General features: G+C 64.8%; 13 protein-coding genes and 1 pseudogene. 6 read left to right on the top strand and 8 right to left on the bottom strand.

Annotation, left to right across the window (positions count from 1 at the left end):
* Positions 1–10: 10 nt before the first annotated feature.
* Complete coding sequence (locus tag AC56KZ_RS01025; RefSeq protein ID WP_497160276.1) at positions 11–1,501, bottom strand: protein adenylyltransferase SelO; 1,491 nt, start codon at positions 1,499–1,501, stop codon at positions 11–13.
* A 209-nt stretch (positions 1,502–1,710) separates the two neighbouring features.
* Between AC56KZ_RS01025 and AC56KZ_RS01020 the strand changes: the two are divergent.
* Positions 1,711–3,363 (top strand): annotated as a pseudogene (locus tag AC56KZ_RS01020) (3-(methylthio)propionyl-CoA ligase).
* On the opposite strand, the gene AC56KZ_RS01015 reads toward AC56KZ_RS01020, so the two are convergent.
* A complete protein-coding gene (locus tag AC56KZ_RS01015) occupies positions 3,360–4,118 on the bottom strand; it encodes a hypothetical protein (protein WP_497160275.1) in 759 nt (252 codons plus the stop codon). The pseudogene AC56KZ_RS01020 and the gene AC56KZ_RS01015 sit on opposite strands and share 4 nt — an antisense overlap.
* Positions 4,119–4,242: 124 nt before the next feature.
* Between AC56KZ_RS01015 and AC56KZ_RS01010 the strand changes: the two genes are divergently transcribed.
* Both AC56KZ_RS01010 and AC56KZ_RS01005 read left to right on the top strand, forming a co-directional pair.
* Positions 4,243–6,330, top strand: coding sequence for a 3-hydroxyacyl-CoA dehydrogenase NAD-binding domain-containing protein (locus AC56KZ_RS01010; RefSeq protein ID WP_497160274.1), 2,088 nt, complete (start codon positions 4,243–4,245; stop codon positions 6,328–6,330).
* 250 nt (positions 6,331–6,580) lie between these two features.
* The gene (locus tag AC56KZ_RS01005) at positions 6,581–7,204 is read left to right on the top strand and encodes a helix-turn-helix transcriptional regulator (RefSeq protein WP_497160273.1); all 624 of its coding nucleotides are present in this window, start codon (positions 6,581–6,583) and stop codon (positions 7,202–7,204) included.
* A gap of 18 nt (positions 7,205–7,222) precedes the next feature.
* On the opposite strand, the gene AC56KZ_RS01000 is transcribed toward AC56KZ_RS01005, so the two are convergent.
* Complete coding sequence (locus AC56KZ_RS01000) at positions 7,223–7,954, bottom strand: phosphatase PAP2 family protein (RefSeq protein ID WP_497160272.1); 732 nt, start codon at positions 7,952–7,954, stop codon at positions 7,223–7,225.
* Positions 7,955–8,267: 313 nt separating this feature from the next.
* Positions 8,268–9,968, bottom strand: a complete 1,701-nt coding sequence (locus AC56KZ_RS00995; RefSeq protein ID WP_497160271.1) for an MFS transporter — start codon at positions 9,966–9,968, stop codon at positions 8,268–8,270.
* Between the two features lie 271 nt (positions 9,969–10,239).
* On the opposite strand from AC56KZ_RS00995, the gene AC56KZ_RS00990 reads away from it, so the two are divergent.
* The 3 genes from AC56KZ_RS00990 to AC56KZ_RS00980 are packed head-to-tail and all read left to right on the top strand — an operon-like array spanning position 10,240 to position 12,266.
* On the top strand, positions 10,240–10,542 hold the full coding sequence (locus tag AC56KZ_RS00990) for a Dabb family protein (RefSeq protein WP_497160270.1): 303 nt from the start codon (positions 10,240–10,242) through the stop codon (positions 10,540–10,542).
* Between the two features lie 25 nt (positions 10,543–10,567).
* Positions 10,568–11,350, top strand: a complete 783-nt coding sequence (locus AC56KZ_RS00985; protein WP_497160269.1) for an SDR family oxidoreductase — start codon at positions 10,568–10,570, stop codon at positions 11,348–11,350.
* Positions 11,351–11,369: 19 nt separating this feature from the next.
* On the top strand, positions 11,370–12,266 hold the full coding sequence (locus tag AC56KZ_RS00980; RefSeq protein ID WP_497160268.1) for an SDR family oxidoreductase: 897 nt from the start codon (positions 11,370–11,372) through the stop codon (positions 12,264–12,266).
* Between the two features lie 14 nt (positions 12,267–12,280).
* Here the strand turns inward: AC56KZ_RS00980 and AC56KZ_RS00975 are convergent, their stop codons facing one another.
* The 4 genes from AC56KZ_RS00975 to ygfZ form a co-directional block, all read right to left on the bottom strand.
* A complete protein-coding gene (locus AC56KZ_RS00975) occupies positions 12,281–12,424 on the bottom strand; it encodes a hypothetical protein (protein ID WP_497160267.1) in 144 nt (47 codons plus the stop codon).
* Between the two features lie 78 nt (positions 12,425–12,502).
* Positions 12,503–13,246, bottom strand: a complete 744-nt coding sequence (locus tag AC56KZ_RS00970; protein ID WP_497160266.1) for an NRDE family protein — start codon at positions 13,244–13,246, stop codon at positions 12,503–12,505.
* Positions 13,237–13,539: a DUF4936 family protein gene (locus tag AC56KZ_RS00965; RefSeq protein ID WP_497160265.1), complete on the bottom strand. Its 303-nt coding sequence runs from the start codon at positions 13,537–13,539 to the stop codon at positions 13,237–13,239. The genes AC56KZ_RS00970 and AC56KZ_RS00965 overlap by 10 nt, the downstream gene beginning before the upstream one ends.
* Position 13,540: 1 nt before the next feature.
* Positions 13,541–14,611 carry a CAF17-like 4Fe-4S cluster assembly/insertion protein YgfZ gene (gene ygfZ, locus AC56KZ_RS00960; RefSeq protein ID WP_497160264.1) on the bottom strand — a complete coding sequence of 357 codons (1,071 nt, stop codon included), beginning with the start codon at positions 14,609–14,611 and terminating at the stop codon, positions 13,541–13,543.
* Positions 14,612–14,666 lie beyond the last annotated feature (55 nt).

The raw sequence follows: 14,666 nt of genomic DNA, 5'->3' as shown, positions 1-14,666 counted from the left end.
GGATTGAATGCTACGAAGAACAGCTTACTTCGAGCTGCGCTGCCCAGTCCGGCGGCAAGGCGGCCCAGGCTTCACGGGCGGGATGCTCGTCGAAGGGCTGCTCGAGGACGGCCAGCAGATCGCGCACGCCGGAATAATCGCCCTTGTGCGCCTGTTCGATCACCTGCTGGGCCAGATAGTTTCGCAATATGTACTTCGGATTGACGCGGTTCATGGCGCTGCGGCGCGCCTCGTCGTCCCTTGTCTCCAGCGCAAGGCGCGCGCGGTAGCGCAGGGCCCATTCGTCGAACGCGGCGCGGTCCAGGAACAGGTCGCGCAGCGGTGCATCGAGCGCCGCGGTCTCGTCCTGTGCGGCTGCGCCTTGAAAATCGCCAAGGCGCCTGAACAGCAGCGTGACGTCGACGTGGCCGGCTTGCATGATGGTAAACAGCCCGTCGATCAGTGCGCGGTCGCCTTCCTGCGCCGTCGCCAGTCCCAGCTTGGCGTGCAGCAGCCGGTCCAGCTCGCGTTCGAATTCGGGCATGTAGACGTCGAGCGCCTCCTGGGCGGCGTCGACCGAATCGATCAAGGGCATCAGGGCATTGCCCAGCGCATAGCAATTCCAGTGGCCGACGGGCACCTGGTTGCCATACGAATAGCGCCCGCCCTGGTCGGTATGGTTGCAGATGTGGTCGACATCGAAGGCTTCCATGAAGCCGAAGGGGCCGTAATCGAGTGTCAGGCCGAGAATCGACATGTTGTCCGTGTTCATCACGCCATGCATGAAGCCGACCGATTGCCAGCCGGCGATCATGCGCGCGGTACGCCGCGTGACCTCGGCCAACAAAGCCGCATAGGGCTTGGCCTCGCCCTTCAGCTCGGGATAGAAGCCATCGATCACATAGTCGGCCAGGAGGCGCAGTTCGTCCGGCTGGTTGCGGTAGTGCCAGTGCTCGAAGGAGCCGAAGCGCACGAAAGAGGGCGCCATGCGGGTGACGACCGATGCCGTCTCGATGGTTTCGCGCATCACGCGCTGGTTGGAACCGGTGATGGCGAGCGCGCGCGTGGTCGGGATGCCGAGCGCGGCCATCGCTTCGGAACACAGGAATTCGCGGATCGACGAGCGCAGCACGGCGCGACCGTCGCCCATGCGCGAATACGGGGTCTTGCCGGCGCCCTTCACCTGCAGCTCCATGCGGCCTTGCGGTCCCGGCAGGTCGCCCAGCAGGATGGCGCGGCCGTCGCCCAGCTGGCCGGCCCAGACGCCGAACTGGTGCCCGGAGTAGACGGCCGACAGCGGCTGCGAACCCTGGAACAGCTGGTTGCCGGTCAGGGCGGCCACGAAATCGTCCTGTTGCAGCGCCTGCGGGTCGATCCCGACCAGCGCGGCCGCGCGGGCGCTGGCGGCCACGAAATAGGGAGCGGGCAGGGGCGTAGGCATCAGCCGCGTATAAAACGCGGGCGGCAGTGCGGCAAAGCCGTTACCGAAAGCAAGATCGTCAGGTGTAATGGCAGCTCCCATGCAAGATAGTCGTGAGGACTACGGAATTTTACCGTACGGGGCAGATTCTCATTGGCACACTGCGCGGGCAAGGTCTTTTACACCCGGTAACCAGGGCGCATACCCGGCGCGCATCGGCTGGTGCGGCGCAGCATCGAAACCTGTTGACGAGATCAAACGGGCGGAACCACACTCGTGCGCAGTTGCCAAACCCGCCACAGGAGACCACGATGACGCCGTATCCGAAGAGCCCGGTCATGGGCCAGATGATGGACCAGCCCCTGCTGATTTCGAGCATTATCGAATTTGCCGCCCGCCATTACGGGGCCAACGAGATCGTGTCGCGCAGGGTGGAGGGCGACCTGCACCGGTATACCTATAAAGAATGCGCGGCGCGTTCGCGGCGCATGGCGCATGCCTTGCAAGGGCTCGGGGTAGGCATGGGCGAACGCGTCGCCACCCTGGCCTGGAATGGGTACCGCCACATGGAGCTCTACTATGCGGTGTCGGGCTCGGGTGCGGTGCTGCACACCATCAATCCGCGCCTGCATCCCGAGCAGATCGCCTACATCGTCAACCATGCCGAAGACCAGTACCTGTTTTTCGACCTGACGTTCCTGCCGCTGATCGAGGCGGTGGCCGCGCACTGCAAGACGGTCAAGAGTTTCGTCTTGATGAGCGACCGCGCGCATATGCCCCAGGAAACCAGGATACCCAGCCTGCTGTGCTACGAAGACATCATCGCCACCAGCAGCGACGATTACGTATGGCCGCAGTTCGACGAAAACTCCGCCGCCTCGCTCTGCTATACCTAGGGCACGACCGGCAACCCGAAGGGCGCGCTGTATTCGCACCGCTCGACCCTGCTGCATGCCTATGCCTCGGCGATGCCGGGCGCGCTCAACGTCTCCTCAAAAGATGTGGTCGTGCCGGTCGTGCCGATGTTCCACGTGAATGCCTGGGGACTGCCTTACTCGGTGCCGCTGTCCGGCGCGAAGATGGTGTTTCCGGGCGCCGCGCTCGACGGCAAGTCCCTGTACGAACTGTTCGAGTCCGAAGGCGTGACCTTCTCGGCGGGCGTGCCGACCGTCTGGCTCGGCCTGATCAACCATGCGCTGCAAAACGGTTTGCAGTTCTCGACCTTCCGCCGCACCGTGATCGGGGGCTCGGCCTGCCCGCCGGCGATGATGGACACCCTGATCGACAAGCTCGACGTGCACGTCATCCACGGCTGGGGCATGACCGAAATGTCGCCGCTCGGCACCACCGGCGGCCTGCAGGCGAAGCACCTGGCGCTCCCGAAAGAGGCTCAGCGCAAGATCTTGCAAAAGCAGGGCCATGCCATCTTCGGCGTCGACATGAAGATCGTCAACGACGACGGCGAGGAATTGCCCTGGGACGGGCAGACCTACGGCCACCTGTACGTAAAGGGGCCATGGATCATTTCGAGCTATTTCCGCGGCGAAGGCGGCGATGTGCTGAAGGATGGCTGGTTCCCGACCGGCGACGTGGCCACGATCGACGGCGACGGCTACATGCAGATCACCGACCGCAGCAAGGACGTAATCAAGTCCGGCGGCGAGTGGATCGGCACGATCGACATCGAAAACATCGCCATGGCGCATCCGGCGGTGCTGCAGGCGGCCTGCATCGGCGTCGCCCATCCGAAGTGGGACGAGCGGCCGATGCTGGTGGTGGTCAAGCGGCCCGGACAGGAAGTGGGGCGCGAGGAGCTGCTCGGCTTCTTCGAAGGCAAGATCGCCAAATGGTGGCTGCCCGACGACGTGGTGTTTACCGAGGCGCTGCCGATGGGAGCGACCGGCAAGGTCCAGAAGAACAAATTGCGCGATCAGTATCGGGAGCACCAGCTCCCCGCCAGCTAAGCGGCGCCAGGCAGCAGGTGGCGCAAGGTCGGCTCGATACCGCGCGCGTGCAGGTGGCGCACGATGTCCTCGAGTGTGGCATCGCGCAGCAGCAGGCCTGCCGGCGCATCCGCAGCTGGCGCGAAGCTTGCCGGCGGCGCTTGCTGGGTGATCGGTCGCGCGGCCGGCTCCAGCGCCGCCAGGGCGTGCCTGAACTGCGCGAGGCCGATACTCTCCAGGCCCTCGAGGAAAGCGGCCTGCGCAGCGAGTGGCGGCGCGACTTCCAGGCCCGGCTCGTCGGCGAAGGATGCGCCCATGCCGGGGTTGATGAATGCGGCCCACTTGCTGCTGCGCGGGTTCAGGCAAGGCGGCAACGGGTGCGCTTCACCGGCGGCTTCGGCCAGGGGCGCCATGCCGAAACCATGCACCCGGTGCAGCTGTTCGATGAATTGCCGGGCCTCGGCCAGCGCTACCGGTGCTTCCAGCGACAGCCAGAGTCGATAGCCATCGGCGCCGGACACGCTCACGGCCGGCGCTGGAAAACCATAGTGGACCTGCAGGATGCTGGCCAGCTCGCACAAGGCGGTCCAGTGCCCGTCGCTGCCATCGTTCTGCTTGTCGAAGGGAAGGACGATGACGCGGGTCATGCCGTTTTCCGCGCCGGTGCCGAGCGTCGCTTCGCCACGCAGGTGCGCGGCGAGCTGCTCACCCAGCGCTTCCTGCTGCCGCGAAGGATCAAGATACAGGCGCAGCCATTGCGAAATCAGTTTTTCCATATTCTTTCCCGTGACGAATCCGCACGGATTGTGACATACCCGGAATCGCCATCGATGGAATAAGACGACCGTACTTTTTCGGTTATAGTTGTGGGATCCGTTTTCACAAATACGAGGAAGAGACATGAGTGCAGACTACGCCGTGCACGGCAGCGTTGCCGTCATCACCCTGAATAATCCACCGGTCAATGGCCTGGGCCTGGCCACGCGCACGGCGGCGGTCGAGGCGCTGTGCCGGGCCGAGGTCGACGAGGCGGTGAGTGCCGTCGTCATCATCGGTGGCGGCAAGGTGTTTTCGGGCGGTGCCGACATCCGCGAGTTCAATTCGCCGAAAGCGCTGACCGAGCCGACCCTGCACACGCTGATCGCCACCGCCGAGAACCTGCGCAAACCGGTCGTCGCCGCCATTCACGGCGTCTGCATGGGCGGCGGCCTCGAACTGTCGCTGGGCTGCCATTACCGCGTCGCCGCGCGCGGCGCCCAGATCGGCCTGCCGGAAGTAAAAATCGGGCTGGTGCCGGGCGCCGGCGGCACCCAGCGCCTGCCGCGCGTGGTCGGCCTGGAGCAGGGCATGCAGATGATCGTGTCGGGCAACCCGGTGCTGTCGGAAAAGCTGGTCGCCACACGGCTGTTCGACCGCGTGTTCGATGCCGGGGTCGACCTGCTGGCGGCCAGCGTGGAATTCGCGGCCGGCATCGCCGAGCTGCGTCCGCTGCCGAAGGTGCGCGAACTGAACGTCGACTATCCTGGCCATGAAGCTTTCCTGGACGCGACGCGCGAAAAGGTGAAGGCGGCGGCCGGCGCCTTCCCGGCGCCGCTGGCCTGCGTCGAGTGCGTGGGCGCCACCGTGCGCATGCCGATCGAAGAGGGCCTGAAGTTCGAGCGCGAGCAGTTCCTGGCGCTGGCGCAGACGAGCGAATCGAAAGCCCTGCGCCACGCCTTCTTCGCCGAGCGCGCCGCCAGCAAGGTGCCCGACGTGCCGGCCGATACCCCGACCCGCAGCATCCAGAGCGCCGCGGTGGTCGGCGCCGGCACCATGGGCGGCGGCATTGCGATGAACTTCGCCAACGCCGGCATTCCGGTCACCATGCTCGAGACGCAGCAGGAGGCACTCGACAAGGGCCTGGCGACGATCCGCAAGAACTACGAGAACACGGTGAAAAAGGGCAAGCTGACGCCGGAGCAGGCGCAGGAGCGGGTGGCGCTGATCGGCGGTACGCTCTCTTACGCGGACATCGCCCAGGCCGACATCGTGATCGAAGCCGTGTTCGAAGACATGCAGGTCAAGGAAGCCGTATTCCGCCAGCTCGATGCGCACATGAAACCGGGCGCGATCCTGGCCTCGAACACCTCGACGCTCGATCTGGACCGCATCGCCGGATTCACCAGCCGTCCGCAGGACGTGATCGGCCTGCATTTCTTCAGCCCGGCCAATGTGATGAAGCTGCTCGAAATCGTGCGCGGCAAACAGACCGGCAAGGACGTGCTGGCCACCGCACTGGCGCTCTCCAAGAAGATCAGGAAGACGGGCGTCGTGTCAGGCGTCTGCGACGGCTTCATCGGCAACCGCATGCTCGAACAATACCTGCGTCAGGCTTTCTTCCTGCTGGAAGAAGGCGCGCTGCCGGAGCAGGTCGACAAGGCGATCGAAGGATTCGGCTTTGCGATGGGACCTTTCCGCATGAGCGACCTGGCTGGCAACGACGTCGGCTGGTATGTGCGCAAGCGCCGCGCCGTCGAGTCCCCCGGCCTGGTCTACTCGAAGGTGCCGGACCTGCTCTGCGAAGCGGGACGATTCGGCCAGAAGACCGGCGCCGGGTGGTACGACTATCAGGCGGGCGACCGCAGCGCCCATCCATCGCAGCTCGTCACCGACATGATCCTGGCGCAATCGCAGGCCGAGGGCGTCGAGCGCCGGACGATTGGCGATGAAGAAATCGTGCAGCGCCTGGCGTTCGCCCTCGTGAACGAAGGCGCGCGCATCCTGGAAGAGGGCATCGCGCTGCGCGCTTCGGATATCGACATGGTCTACCTGAGCGGCTATGGCTTCCCGCTGCACCGCGGAGGGCCGATGCTGTACGCCGACACGGTGGGCCTCGATACGGTGCTGGACGGGATGCGCGGTTTCGCGCGCGGGCGCCATGGCGAGGCCTGGACGCCGGCGCCGCTGCTCGAGCGCCTGGCCGGCGAGGGCAAGGGATTCAACGGCTAAGCGATTCATGTGATCGATGCAGGACCGAGGCAGACGCGAGTCTGCCTTTTTTACGGGGCTACAGCGGCTTTTTTGAATAAGTAAACAAAATCGTTTACTTATCGCTAGCTCATGCATACGATGCCTGTATTGCAAGGTAATGGCCCCTTTCGTGAAGACCGCGCTCCTGGTCGCCAGTGCCTGCCTGCTGGCTGCGCAACTGAAGAACGCAGGCCACGCCCGCCGCTCGAGACACGAAACTGGAGATCACATGAATACCAACGACCAGCTCCTGCTGCTGCTGAAAACACGCGGCGCCCAGACCGCGCAAGCCCTGGCCGGCCTGATCGGATTGACGCCGATGGGGGTGCGGCGCCAGCTCGAGGCCGCCGAAAGGGAAGGGCTGGCCACCCATACCGACACCGCCGGCAGGGTCGGCCGCCCGGTGCGGCGCTGGCTGCTCACCGAGCTGGGCCATGCGCGCTTTCCGGACCGCCACGAAGAATTGACGCTCGACCTGATCACCGGGGTGCGCACCCTGTTCGGGGAAACCGGGCTGGAGCGACTGATCGCCGCACGCGAGGAGGCGGGCGAGCGTGTCTACCGCGAGCGGATGGCCGGCTGCGTGACGCTCGACGATCGGGTCGCCGCCCTGGCCGAAGCGCGTTCAGCAGACGGCTACATGGCCGAAGTACAGCCCCGGGTCGATGGCAGCCTGCTCTTGATCGAAAACCATTGCCCGATCTGCTCGGCGGCGCGTGCCTGCCAGCAGTTCTGCCGCTCCGAGCTGGAGGTGTTCCGGCGCGTGCTCGGGCCAGGCGTGGCAGTGGTGCGCATCGAACATCAGCTGGAAGGCGCGCGGCGCTGTGCTTACCTGGTCAGCCAGGCTGCATGAGCTTGACCGCGATGCCATTCAGGCGATCGGCGCGGCATCGAGTTTCGCCATGCTCGCCAGCGCAGGTCCGGCGGCTTGCGCGGCGCGTCGCCGCACCGGCCAGCTGTCCAGGCATATCGCAATCAAGGAAACGCTGGCCAGCGCCACCCATACCGACCAGAGGGTGTGCGTCAAGAAATGGGCTCCCCGCAGTTGCTGTAGCCATCCTACCGCGCAACCCAGGGCGAGAAAGCCCCCCAGGGTAAGGGCCGCCGCGTTCAGCCGGTGTGGGACAAAGAAAATCCCGATCGATATCATCCAGAGTGCGCTGGAGGCATGACCCGCCGGCATGCACTGGCCCGGGAGCATGCCCGCCGAATGAAATGCGAACAGGCCTACGTAGGGCTCGCTTCCGCCATAGCGTGCCAAGTCCCAAGGACAGTGGCTAGCGCTCATGTGCTTCAGGATGCTGACCATTGCCGGAACGAGGATCGCCGACAGGGCGACGACCCTGACCTGGTAGCGCAGCAGCCAGGTCCAGCGCCGCGGTGCAAGCAGATCCCACAAGCCGATCGCGACGAATCCCAGTCCGGTTGCCATGAACAGCCGCTTCAGGATGACGTGACTAAACTGTTCGGTCAACCAGCGATGACGCCAGGGAAAAACGTTCAGGCTGCGATCGAACATGGCGTCGGCCAGGACCAGGTCCCAGTCGGTCAGCAGGGCGACCAAGGATAAAACTAGTGGCAGGGCAAGCAGCACCCAGGCCATGCGAATTCTGGCTCGTCTCCAGGCGTCGGACTCGAGGCCGGTGAGTTGAAGATGTGCGGTTAGCCGGGAGGAAAATCGCCAATGACTGAGCATATGTAAGGGTTCGAAGAATTGCAGTTTCAGGCGCCACTCGGGTGAGCGGCATGACCCTTGTTGGCAGAGACTACAGTTCGGCGGGTGAAATCGGCGTTACGGCAAGGTTAGATTCTTGTAAATCGGTGCCAGCAGTCGTGATAGGACAAAAAAAATGCCGCTGTTTCCAGCGGCATTCTTCGTTCATCAGCCGGGTGGCTGATCGACCTGGGCTTGCGCGTCAGTCGTTGGCGTAGATGTTGTTGTCCTTCGTTTCGCGCACGAAGAGGGCGCCGATCACCAGGGAAATCAGGGCGATGATGATCGGATACCAGAGGCCGTAGTAGATGTTGCCATTGGCCGCCACCAGGGCGAAGGAGATGGTTGGCAGCAGGCCGCCGAACCAGCCGTTACCGATGTGGTAAGGCAGGGACATCGAGGTGTAGCGGATACGGGTCGGGAACATCTCGACCAGCATCGCCGCGATCGGGCCGTAGACCATCGTCACGTAGATCATCAGGATGAACAAGAGCAACACCAGCATCGGCTTGTTGATCGTCGTCGAATCGGCCTTTTCCGGATAGCCGGCGGCTTTCAGCGTGCCGACCACTTCGGTCTTGAGTGCCGCTTCGCGCGCCTTGCTTGCTGCGTCGAAGTTCAGGTTGTCAGGCGTCATTACCGCATTGAACGACTGAATGATCTTGTCGCCCACCATGATCGTCGCCACCGAACCGGCCGGCGCGCCGACGATCTCGTAGTTAACCGATGCGTTGGTCAGCATGCGGGATGCGATATCGCAGGACGACGGGAACTTGGCGGTGCCGGTCGGATCGACCTGGAAGTTACAGGTAGCCGGGTCGGCGACGACCTTGACTGGCGAGGTTGCGATGGCCTGGGCAAGTGCCGGGTTGCCGTAGTGGGTCATGGCCTTGAAGATCGGGAAGTAGGTCGCCGCGGCGATGGCCATGCCGCCGAGGATGATCCACTTGCGGCCGACTTTATCCGACAACCAGCCGAAGAAGAGGAAGAACGGCGTTCCCAGCACCAGGGCGACGGCGATCAGGATGTTGGCGGTCGGGCCGTCGATCTTCAGGGTCTGGGTCAGGAAGAACAGGGCGTAGAACTGGCCGGTGTACCAGACCACTGCCTGGCCCATCGTCAGTCCGAACAGGGCCAGGAGCGCGATCTTGGCGTTAGGCCAGTTGAGGAAGGCTTCCGACAGTGGCGCCTTCGAGGTCTTGCCTTCGGATTTCATCTTGGTGAAGGCGGGCGATTCGGACATCGAAAGACGGATCCAGACCGACACGCCCAGCAGGAGCACCGACACCAGGAAGGGAATGCGCCAGCCCCAGGCCGTGAACTCGGCTTCGCCGATGGCGGTGCGGGTGCCGAGGATGACCAGCAGCGACAGGAACAGGCCCATGGTCGCGGTGCACTGGATCCAGGCGGTGAAGAAGCCGCGCTTGCCTTCTGGCGCATGCTCGGCGACATAGGTTGCAGCGCCGCCGTATTCGCCGCCGAGCGCCAGGCCCTGCAGCACGCGCAGGGTGACGAGCAGGATCGGCGCCGCGATGCCGATCGTGGCATAGCCCGGCAGCAGGCCCACCAGGAAGGTCGAGGCGCCCATGATCAGGATGGTGACCAGGAAGGTGTACTTGCGGCCGATCATGTCGCCGAGGCGGCCGAACACCAGCGCGCCGAATGGACGCACGATGAAGCCGGCCGCGAAAGTAAGCAGCGCGAAGATGAAGGAGGTGGTGGGATCACCGAGGAAGAACTGCTTGCCGATGATGGCGGCAAGCGCACCGTAGAGGTAGAAGTCGTACCATTCGAAAACCGTCCCAAGCGAGGACGCAAAGATCACCTTGCGTTCTTCCTTGGTCATCCCCTGGGAGGAAGGTACTGCCTTCCCGCCCGCAGCCATGCCGGGTGTGATAGCCATTTTATGTGTCTCCGTATAGTAATGTAAGTAATCGGATGTACGTCACCGGATAGCCGATACTCGGTCAGCTGGGACGGAGTGTGGACCGTTAAACTTACGTCATGCTTGCTTCAAACTTACTCCAAACTTACGATTGATTTGCTGTGATTTATTCGACAGCGTCCCCGTCCGGAAGATCCCGAACACGCAGGGTTTAACGCAGGATTTTTTTGCGAACGACCGTACTGAAGTGATATTCTGGGTCGCCACGAACTCAAGCGAATGGAAGAAAATGATCAAGCACATCGTCATGTGGAAGTTGAAGGAACAGGCCGAAGGCGCCGACCGCCGCGCCAACGCGCTCGAGATGAAGCGCCGCCTCGATGCCTGCTCGAGCATCGTGCCCGGCATCCTGGCCTTCGAGGTCGCCCTGGCCCAGCCGGGACTGGAAGCGACCTACGACATTGTGCTGTATTCGGCCTTCGAGAGCCGCGCGGCCCTCGACGCCTATGCGGCCCATCCGGACCACCAGGCCCTGATGCCCTTCTTCAAGGCCGTGCGCGACGAGCGCCAGTGCATGGATTACGAAGCCTGAACCCAACCATCATCACGGAGAGCGCATGCGCACTACCCAGGAACTGTTTTCATTGCAAGGCAAGACTGCGCTGGTGACCGGCGGCTCGCGCGGCCTCGGGCTGCAGATGGCCGAAGCGCTCGGCGAGCAGGGCGCGCGGATCGTGATTTCCTCGCGCAGGCAGGACGAGCTCGACGCCGCCTGCGCCCACCTGGCCGCGCGCGGCATCGACGCTTCCAGCATTGCCGTCGACCTCTCCGCGCAGGCGAACGTGCTGCCGTTTGTCGAAGAAGCGCTGCGCCGTCTCGGCCAGGTCGACATCCTGGTCAACAATGCCGGCGCCAGCTGGGGCGCGCCGGCCGAGGAACACCCGCTCGAAGCCTGGGACAAGGTCATGAACCTGAACGTGCGCAGCATTTTCCTGGTGTCGCAGGCGGTCGGCAAGCTGTCGATGATCCCGCGCCGTTACGGGCGCATCGTCAACATTTCATCAATCGCCGGGTTGGCCGGCAACCCGCCGGGCACCATGAACACGATCGCCTACAACACCTCGAAGGGCGCCCTCGTGAATTTTACGCGGGCGCTGGCCGGCGAGTGGGGCCGCTACGGGATCACCGTCAATTCAATCGCGCCCGGCTTCTTCCCGTCTAAAATGACGAAGGGGGTGCTGGCGACGATCGGCGCCGACGCGCTGGCGAAAGACGCGCCGCTCGGGCGCCTGGGCGACGACGAAGACCTGAAGGGCGCGGTGGTGCTGTTCGCCTCCGATGCCGGCAAGCACATTACCGGCCAGATCCTGGCCGTCGACGGCGGCGTCTCCGCCGTGTAAGGAAACAGGGAGAAGGGGTATGAAAAGTTTCGAGGGCAAGGTCGCCGTCATCACCGGCGCCGGCAGCGGCCTGGGCCGTGAATTTGCCGGCGTGGCTGCCGGACTGGGCATGAAGCTGGTGATCGCCGACGTCCAGGCCGATGCGCTGGAACGCGCCACCGACGAATTGCTGGCGCAGGACGCCGAAGTGCTGGCCATGGTGTGCGACGTCAGCCGCGGCGCCCATGTCCAGGAGCTTGCGGACGCGGCAATGGCGCGCTTTCACGGCATGCACCTGGTATTCAATAATGCCGGTGTAGGTTCGGGCGGCCTGATCTGGGAGAGTACCGAGGCCGACTGGGAGTGGGTGCTGGGCGTCAACCTGTGGGGCGTGATCCATGGCGTGCGCGTGTTCACCCGGGCGATGCTCGAGTGCGCGAAACGCGATCCCGGCTACGAGGGGCATATCGTCAACACGGCCTCGATGGCGGGCCTCTTGAACGCGCCGGCGATGGGGGTCTACAACGTCTCCAAGCACGCGGTGGTGTCGCTGTCGGAAACCCTGTACCACGACTTGCAGCTGGTGGGGGCGCCGATCGGCGCCTCGGTGCTGTGCCCGTACTTCGTGCCGACCGGCATCTCCCACTCCCACCGCAACCGGCCCGAAGAACTCAAGCCGGACGCGGCGCCGACCGCCAGCCAGATGGCGGCGCAGGCCTTGACCGTGAAAGCGGTCGAGTCGGGCAAGGTATCGGCGAGCGACGTCGCGCGCATGACTTTCGAGGCGATCCGCGAGGGGCAGTTTTATATCTTTTCGCACCCGCAGGCGCTCGGCGGCGTGGCCGAGCGGCTGGACGCCATCGTGCACGGCAAGAATCCGCCCGATCCCTACGCGGCCACGCCGCAGGTGCGCGAGATGCTGCGCTCGCGACTCTGAGCGCGCCTCCGGCCTCAGGAACCGGTCGCCAGATCGGTACTGGTCGTGGTCGGATTGCTTTGCGGCAGATCGTTGATCGAGCCGTTCTGCGCCGGGGTCTGGCAGCCCAGCAGCAGGGCGGCGACGCCAAGGGCGACGAGCAGTGAAGGTTTGCGCATGGCAGCCTCCGTTCGGTGAAAACACCCACCTTAGGCCGCCGGATGGAGGGAAGTTTGATCTACCTCAATCGCATAAGTTTACGGCCTCAGAATCCGCTCATGCAACTCCGCCGGCGCATCGTCATACAGCTTCACCACCGTCGACGTACGGGTGCCGTATCCCGGCGTTTCGATGCACACCGCCGACAGCACGCGCTCCAGGTCGAGCGGCACGCCGGTTTCCGGCAGGCGCATGTCCGGCGCGCGGGTGGTGTCGGCGAGCATCTCGAAATAGGCGTCTTCCGGCGCCCCCTGGCACAGCAGGCTGGCGAACTGGGCCTTGGTGCGCGTGACTTTCGGCCAGGCGTCGTCGAGCAGGCCGTTCGAGATCCCGTAGATGCGGCCGGGCTCGAGCGGGCGGCCATTGCGCTCGTCGGCGCCGGCGCGGTTCGAATACCAGTAGAGCGCGCTGCGGTCGCCGAGCACCAGGTTGAAGCCGTTGTAGACGTCGCCGCGCGCGGCAATCAGGTCCAGGTAGTCGCCCGCCGACAGCGAACCCTTCAGGAAATCGGCGACCAGTTCCCCGCGCGACGGGGCATCCAGCCGGACATTCCCGGGCGCGCGGATATTCGTCAGCGCCGCGAATTTCGGCCCGTTCGCGCCCTCGCGGGTGATGCCCATCCAGCTGCCGCCGTGTTCGAGGTCGCGGCCGGCGATGACGTTCGGGTTCTCCGGCCAGGGTGCGGCCGGCGCGGCGGGGCGATCGTAGAATTCGTCGCGGTTGGCGGCGGCGATCACGGGCACGCCGGGAAAGACGCGCCAGGCAAAGACAATCAGGCACATGGAGGCAGCTCCTCAAATACTTCGGCGCGGCGCGGGCCGACAGTCAGGCCGTCCAGGCCGGCATCTGCCGCCACCGCTGCGAGAACGTCGGCGAAGGAGCCGGGGACGTCCGGATAGACTTCCATCCAGGTCTGGAGGCCGTCGCCGCTGCCCGGGCGGCGCTTGAGCTGCACGTTTCCGCAAAACTGCGCGGGAAGCGACGCGGCAACACGGGCCTGCATGGCGCGCACGAGCGGCTCGAGGCGGGCGGCGTCCTCGCTGCGCACCTTGTAGTACACGTAAAGGTCGACCATGCTAGAGGTCGAGCGCGTCCAGCGCATAGGGCATGGGCAGGAAGCGCAGCGCCGGACCGGCGGCCGAACCCAGGCGTACGTCTTCCTGCAGGGCGCCGAGTTTGGTTTCGACGAGCAGGTCGGCGCCGCCCAGGCCGTTCGGCGCGGCGTTCACCACCATGCCGCAGGGCTGGTCCGGATCCGCCGTCGAAAATACTTCGTCGCCGGCGCGGGCGGCGGCATTCTCGACCGAGGCGAGGCTGGTGCGGCGCTTGAGCTTGCCGAGATACTGGCTGCGGGCGACGATTTCCTGGCCCGGGTAGCAGCCTTTCTTGAAATTCACGCCGCCCAGCAGCTCGAAGTTGATCATCTGCGGCACGAACTGCTCCTGGGTGGCTGCCGTAATCTGCGGCACGCCGGCGTGGATGTTCGACAGGCGCCAGGCGGCGTTGCCGCCGACGGCCAGAGCGCTGCGCATCGCGGACAAAGCCGCCTGCGCCGTTTCAAACGAGCTCAGCCATAAATAGCGCGGCGCGCCAAAGGCGTCCGCCAGCCGGACCACGGTGCCATAGGCGCCCTCGACCTTGCCATAGGGCGCGCCCGGCAGCTCGGGCAGGATGGCGCGCAGCGCCCTGTCGCCGGCGGCGCCGCCGATGCCGAGTACGGCGCCGACATGCTCTTCTTCGGTGGCGTCGCGCAGCTTCGCCTTGGCGCGCATCACGAACATTGACAGGCGCTTTTGCAGCGGCGCCTGGATTGCACGGGGCAATTGCAGCCAGACGGTGTCGGCTTCATCGGCCTGACTGCGCCACATCAGGAAGCTGGCCTGCAGGCGGCCCTTCGGCGTGCAGAAACCGGCCAGGCGCGCCTCCAGGTCGCCCAGGTGCTCGACGTCGTTGGTGAGCTGCTTGTGCAGGAAGGAAGTGGCGTCCTCGCCGCTGACTGCGATCAGGCCGAGGTCGGTGACGGGGGCGACAAACCCGGCCGCGAGATCGGCGGCGCCGAGCGTGCGGCCGAAGTCTTCGATGGCCGTGGCTTCGTCGATATGGAAGCGGGCGCCTTGGGACGCCAGGTGTTCTGTCCAGTTGCTCATAAATCCAGAAATGTTTTCCGATTAGGCTATCATTACGGCCTCATTATAGAGTTGC

The organism is Telluria sp. LT2P34 (genome assembly GCF_059685915.1).
The sequence above is the reverse complement of the archived record's forward strand: the minus strand, read 5'-3'. Positions and strand labels throughout refer to the sequence as shown.

Bases quoted from the DNA above. Each gene is read 5' to 3' on its own strand.
- AC56KZ_RS01010 (WP_497160274.1), top strand. From the start codon at position 4,243: ATGAGTGCAGACTACGCCGTGCACGGCAGCGTTGCCGTCATCACCCTG.
- AC56KZ_RS00985 (WP_497160269.1), top strand. From the start codon at position 10,568: ATGCGCACTACCCAGGAACTGTTTTCATTGCAAGGCAAGACTGCGCTG.
- AC56KZ_RS00990 (WP_497160270.1), top strand. From the start codon at position 10,240: ATGATCAAGCACATCGTCATGTGGAAGTTGAAGGAACAGGCCGAAGGC.
- AC56KZ_RS01005 (WP_497160273.1), top strand. From the start codon at position 6,581: ATGAATACCAACGACCAGCTCCTGCTGCTGCTGAAAACACGCGGCGCC.
- AC56KZ_RS01000 (WP_497160272.1), bottom strand. From the start codon at position 7,954: ATGGCCTGGGTGCTGCTTGCCCTGCCACTAGTTTTATCCTTGGTCGCC.
- AC56KZ_RS01025 (WP_497160276.1), bottom strand. From the start codon at position 1,501: ATGGGAGCTGCCATTACACCTGACGATCTTGCTTTCGGTAACGGCTTT.
- ygfZ (WP_497160264.1), bottom strand. From the start codon at position 14,611: ATGAGCAACTGGACAGAACACCTGGCGTCCCAAGGCGCCCGCTTCCAT.
- AC56KZ_RS00980 (WP_497160268.1), top strand. From the start codon at position 11,370: ATGAAAAGTTTCGAGGGCAAGGTCGCCGTCATCACCGGCGCCGGCAGC.
- AC56KZ_RS00975 (WP_497160267.1), bottom strand. From the start codon at position 12,424: ATGCGCAAACCTTCACTGCTCGTCGCCCTTGGCGTCGCCGCCCTGCTG.
- AC56KZ_RS01015 (WP_497160275.1), bottom strand. From the start codon at position 4,118: ATGGAAAAACTGATTTCGCAATGGCTGCGCCTGTATCTTGATCCTTCG.
- AC56KZ_RS00970 (WP_497160266.1), bottom strand. From the start codon at position 13,246: ATGTGCCTGATTGTCTTTGCCTGGCGCGTCTTTCCCGGCGTGCCCGTG.
- AC56KZ_RS00965 (WP_497160265.1), bottom strand. From the start codon at position 13,539: ATGGTCGACCTTTACGTGTACTACAAGGTGCGCAGCGAGGACGCCGCC.
- AC56KZ_RS00995 (WP_497160271.1), bottom strand. From the start codon at position 9,968: ATGGCTATCACACCCGGCATGGCTGCGGGCGGGAAGGCAGTACCTTCC.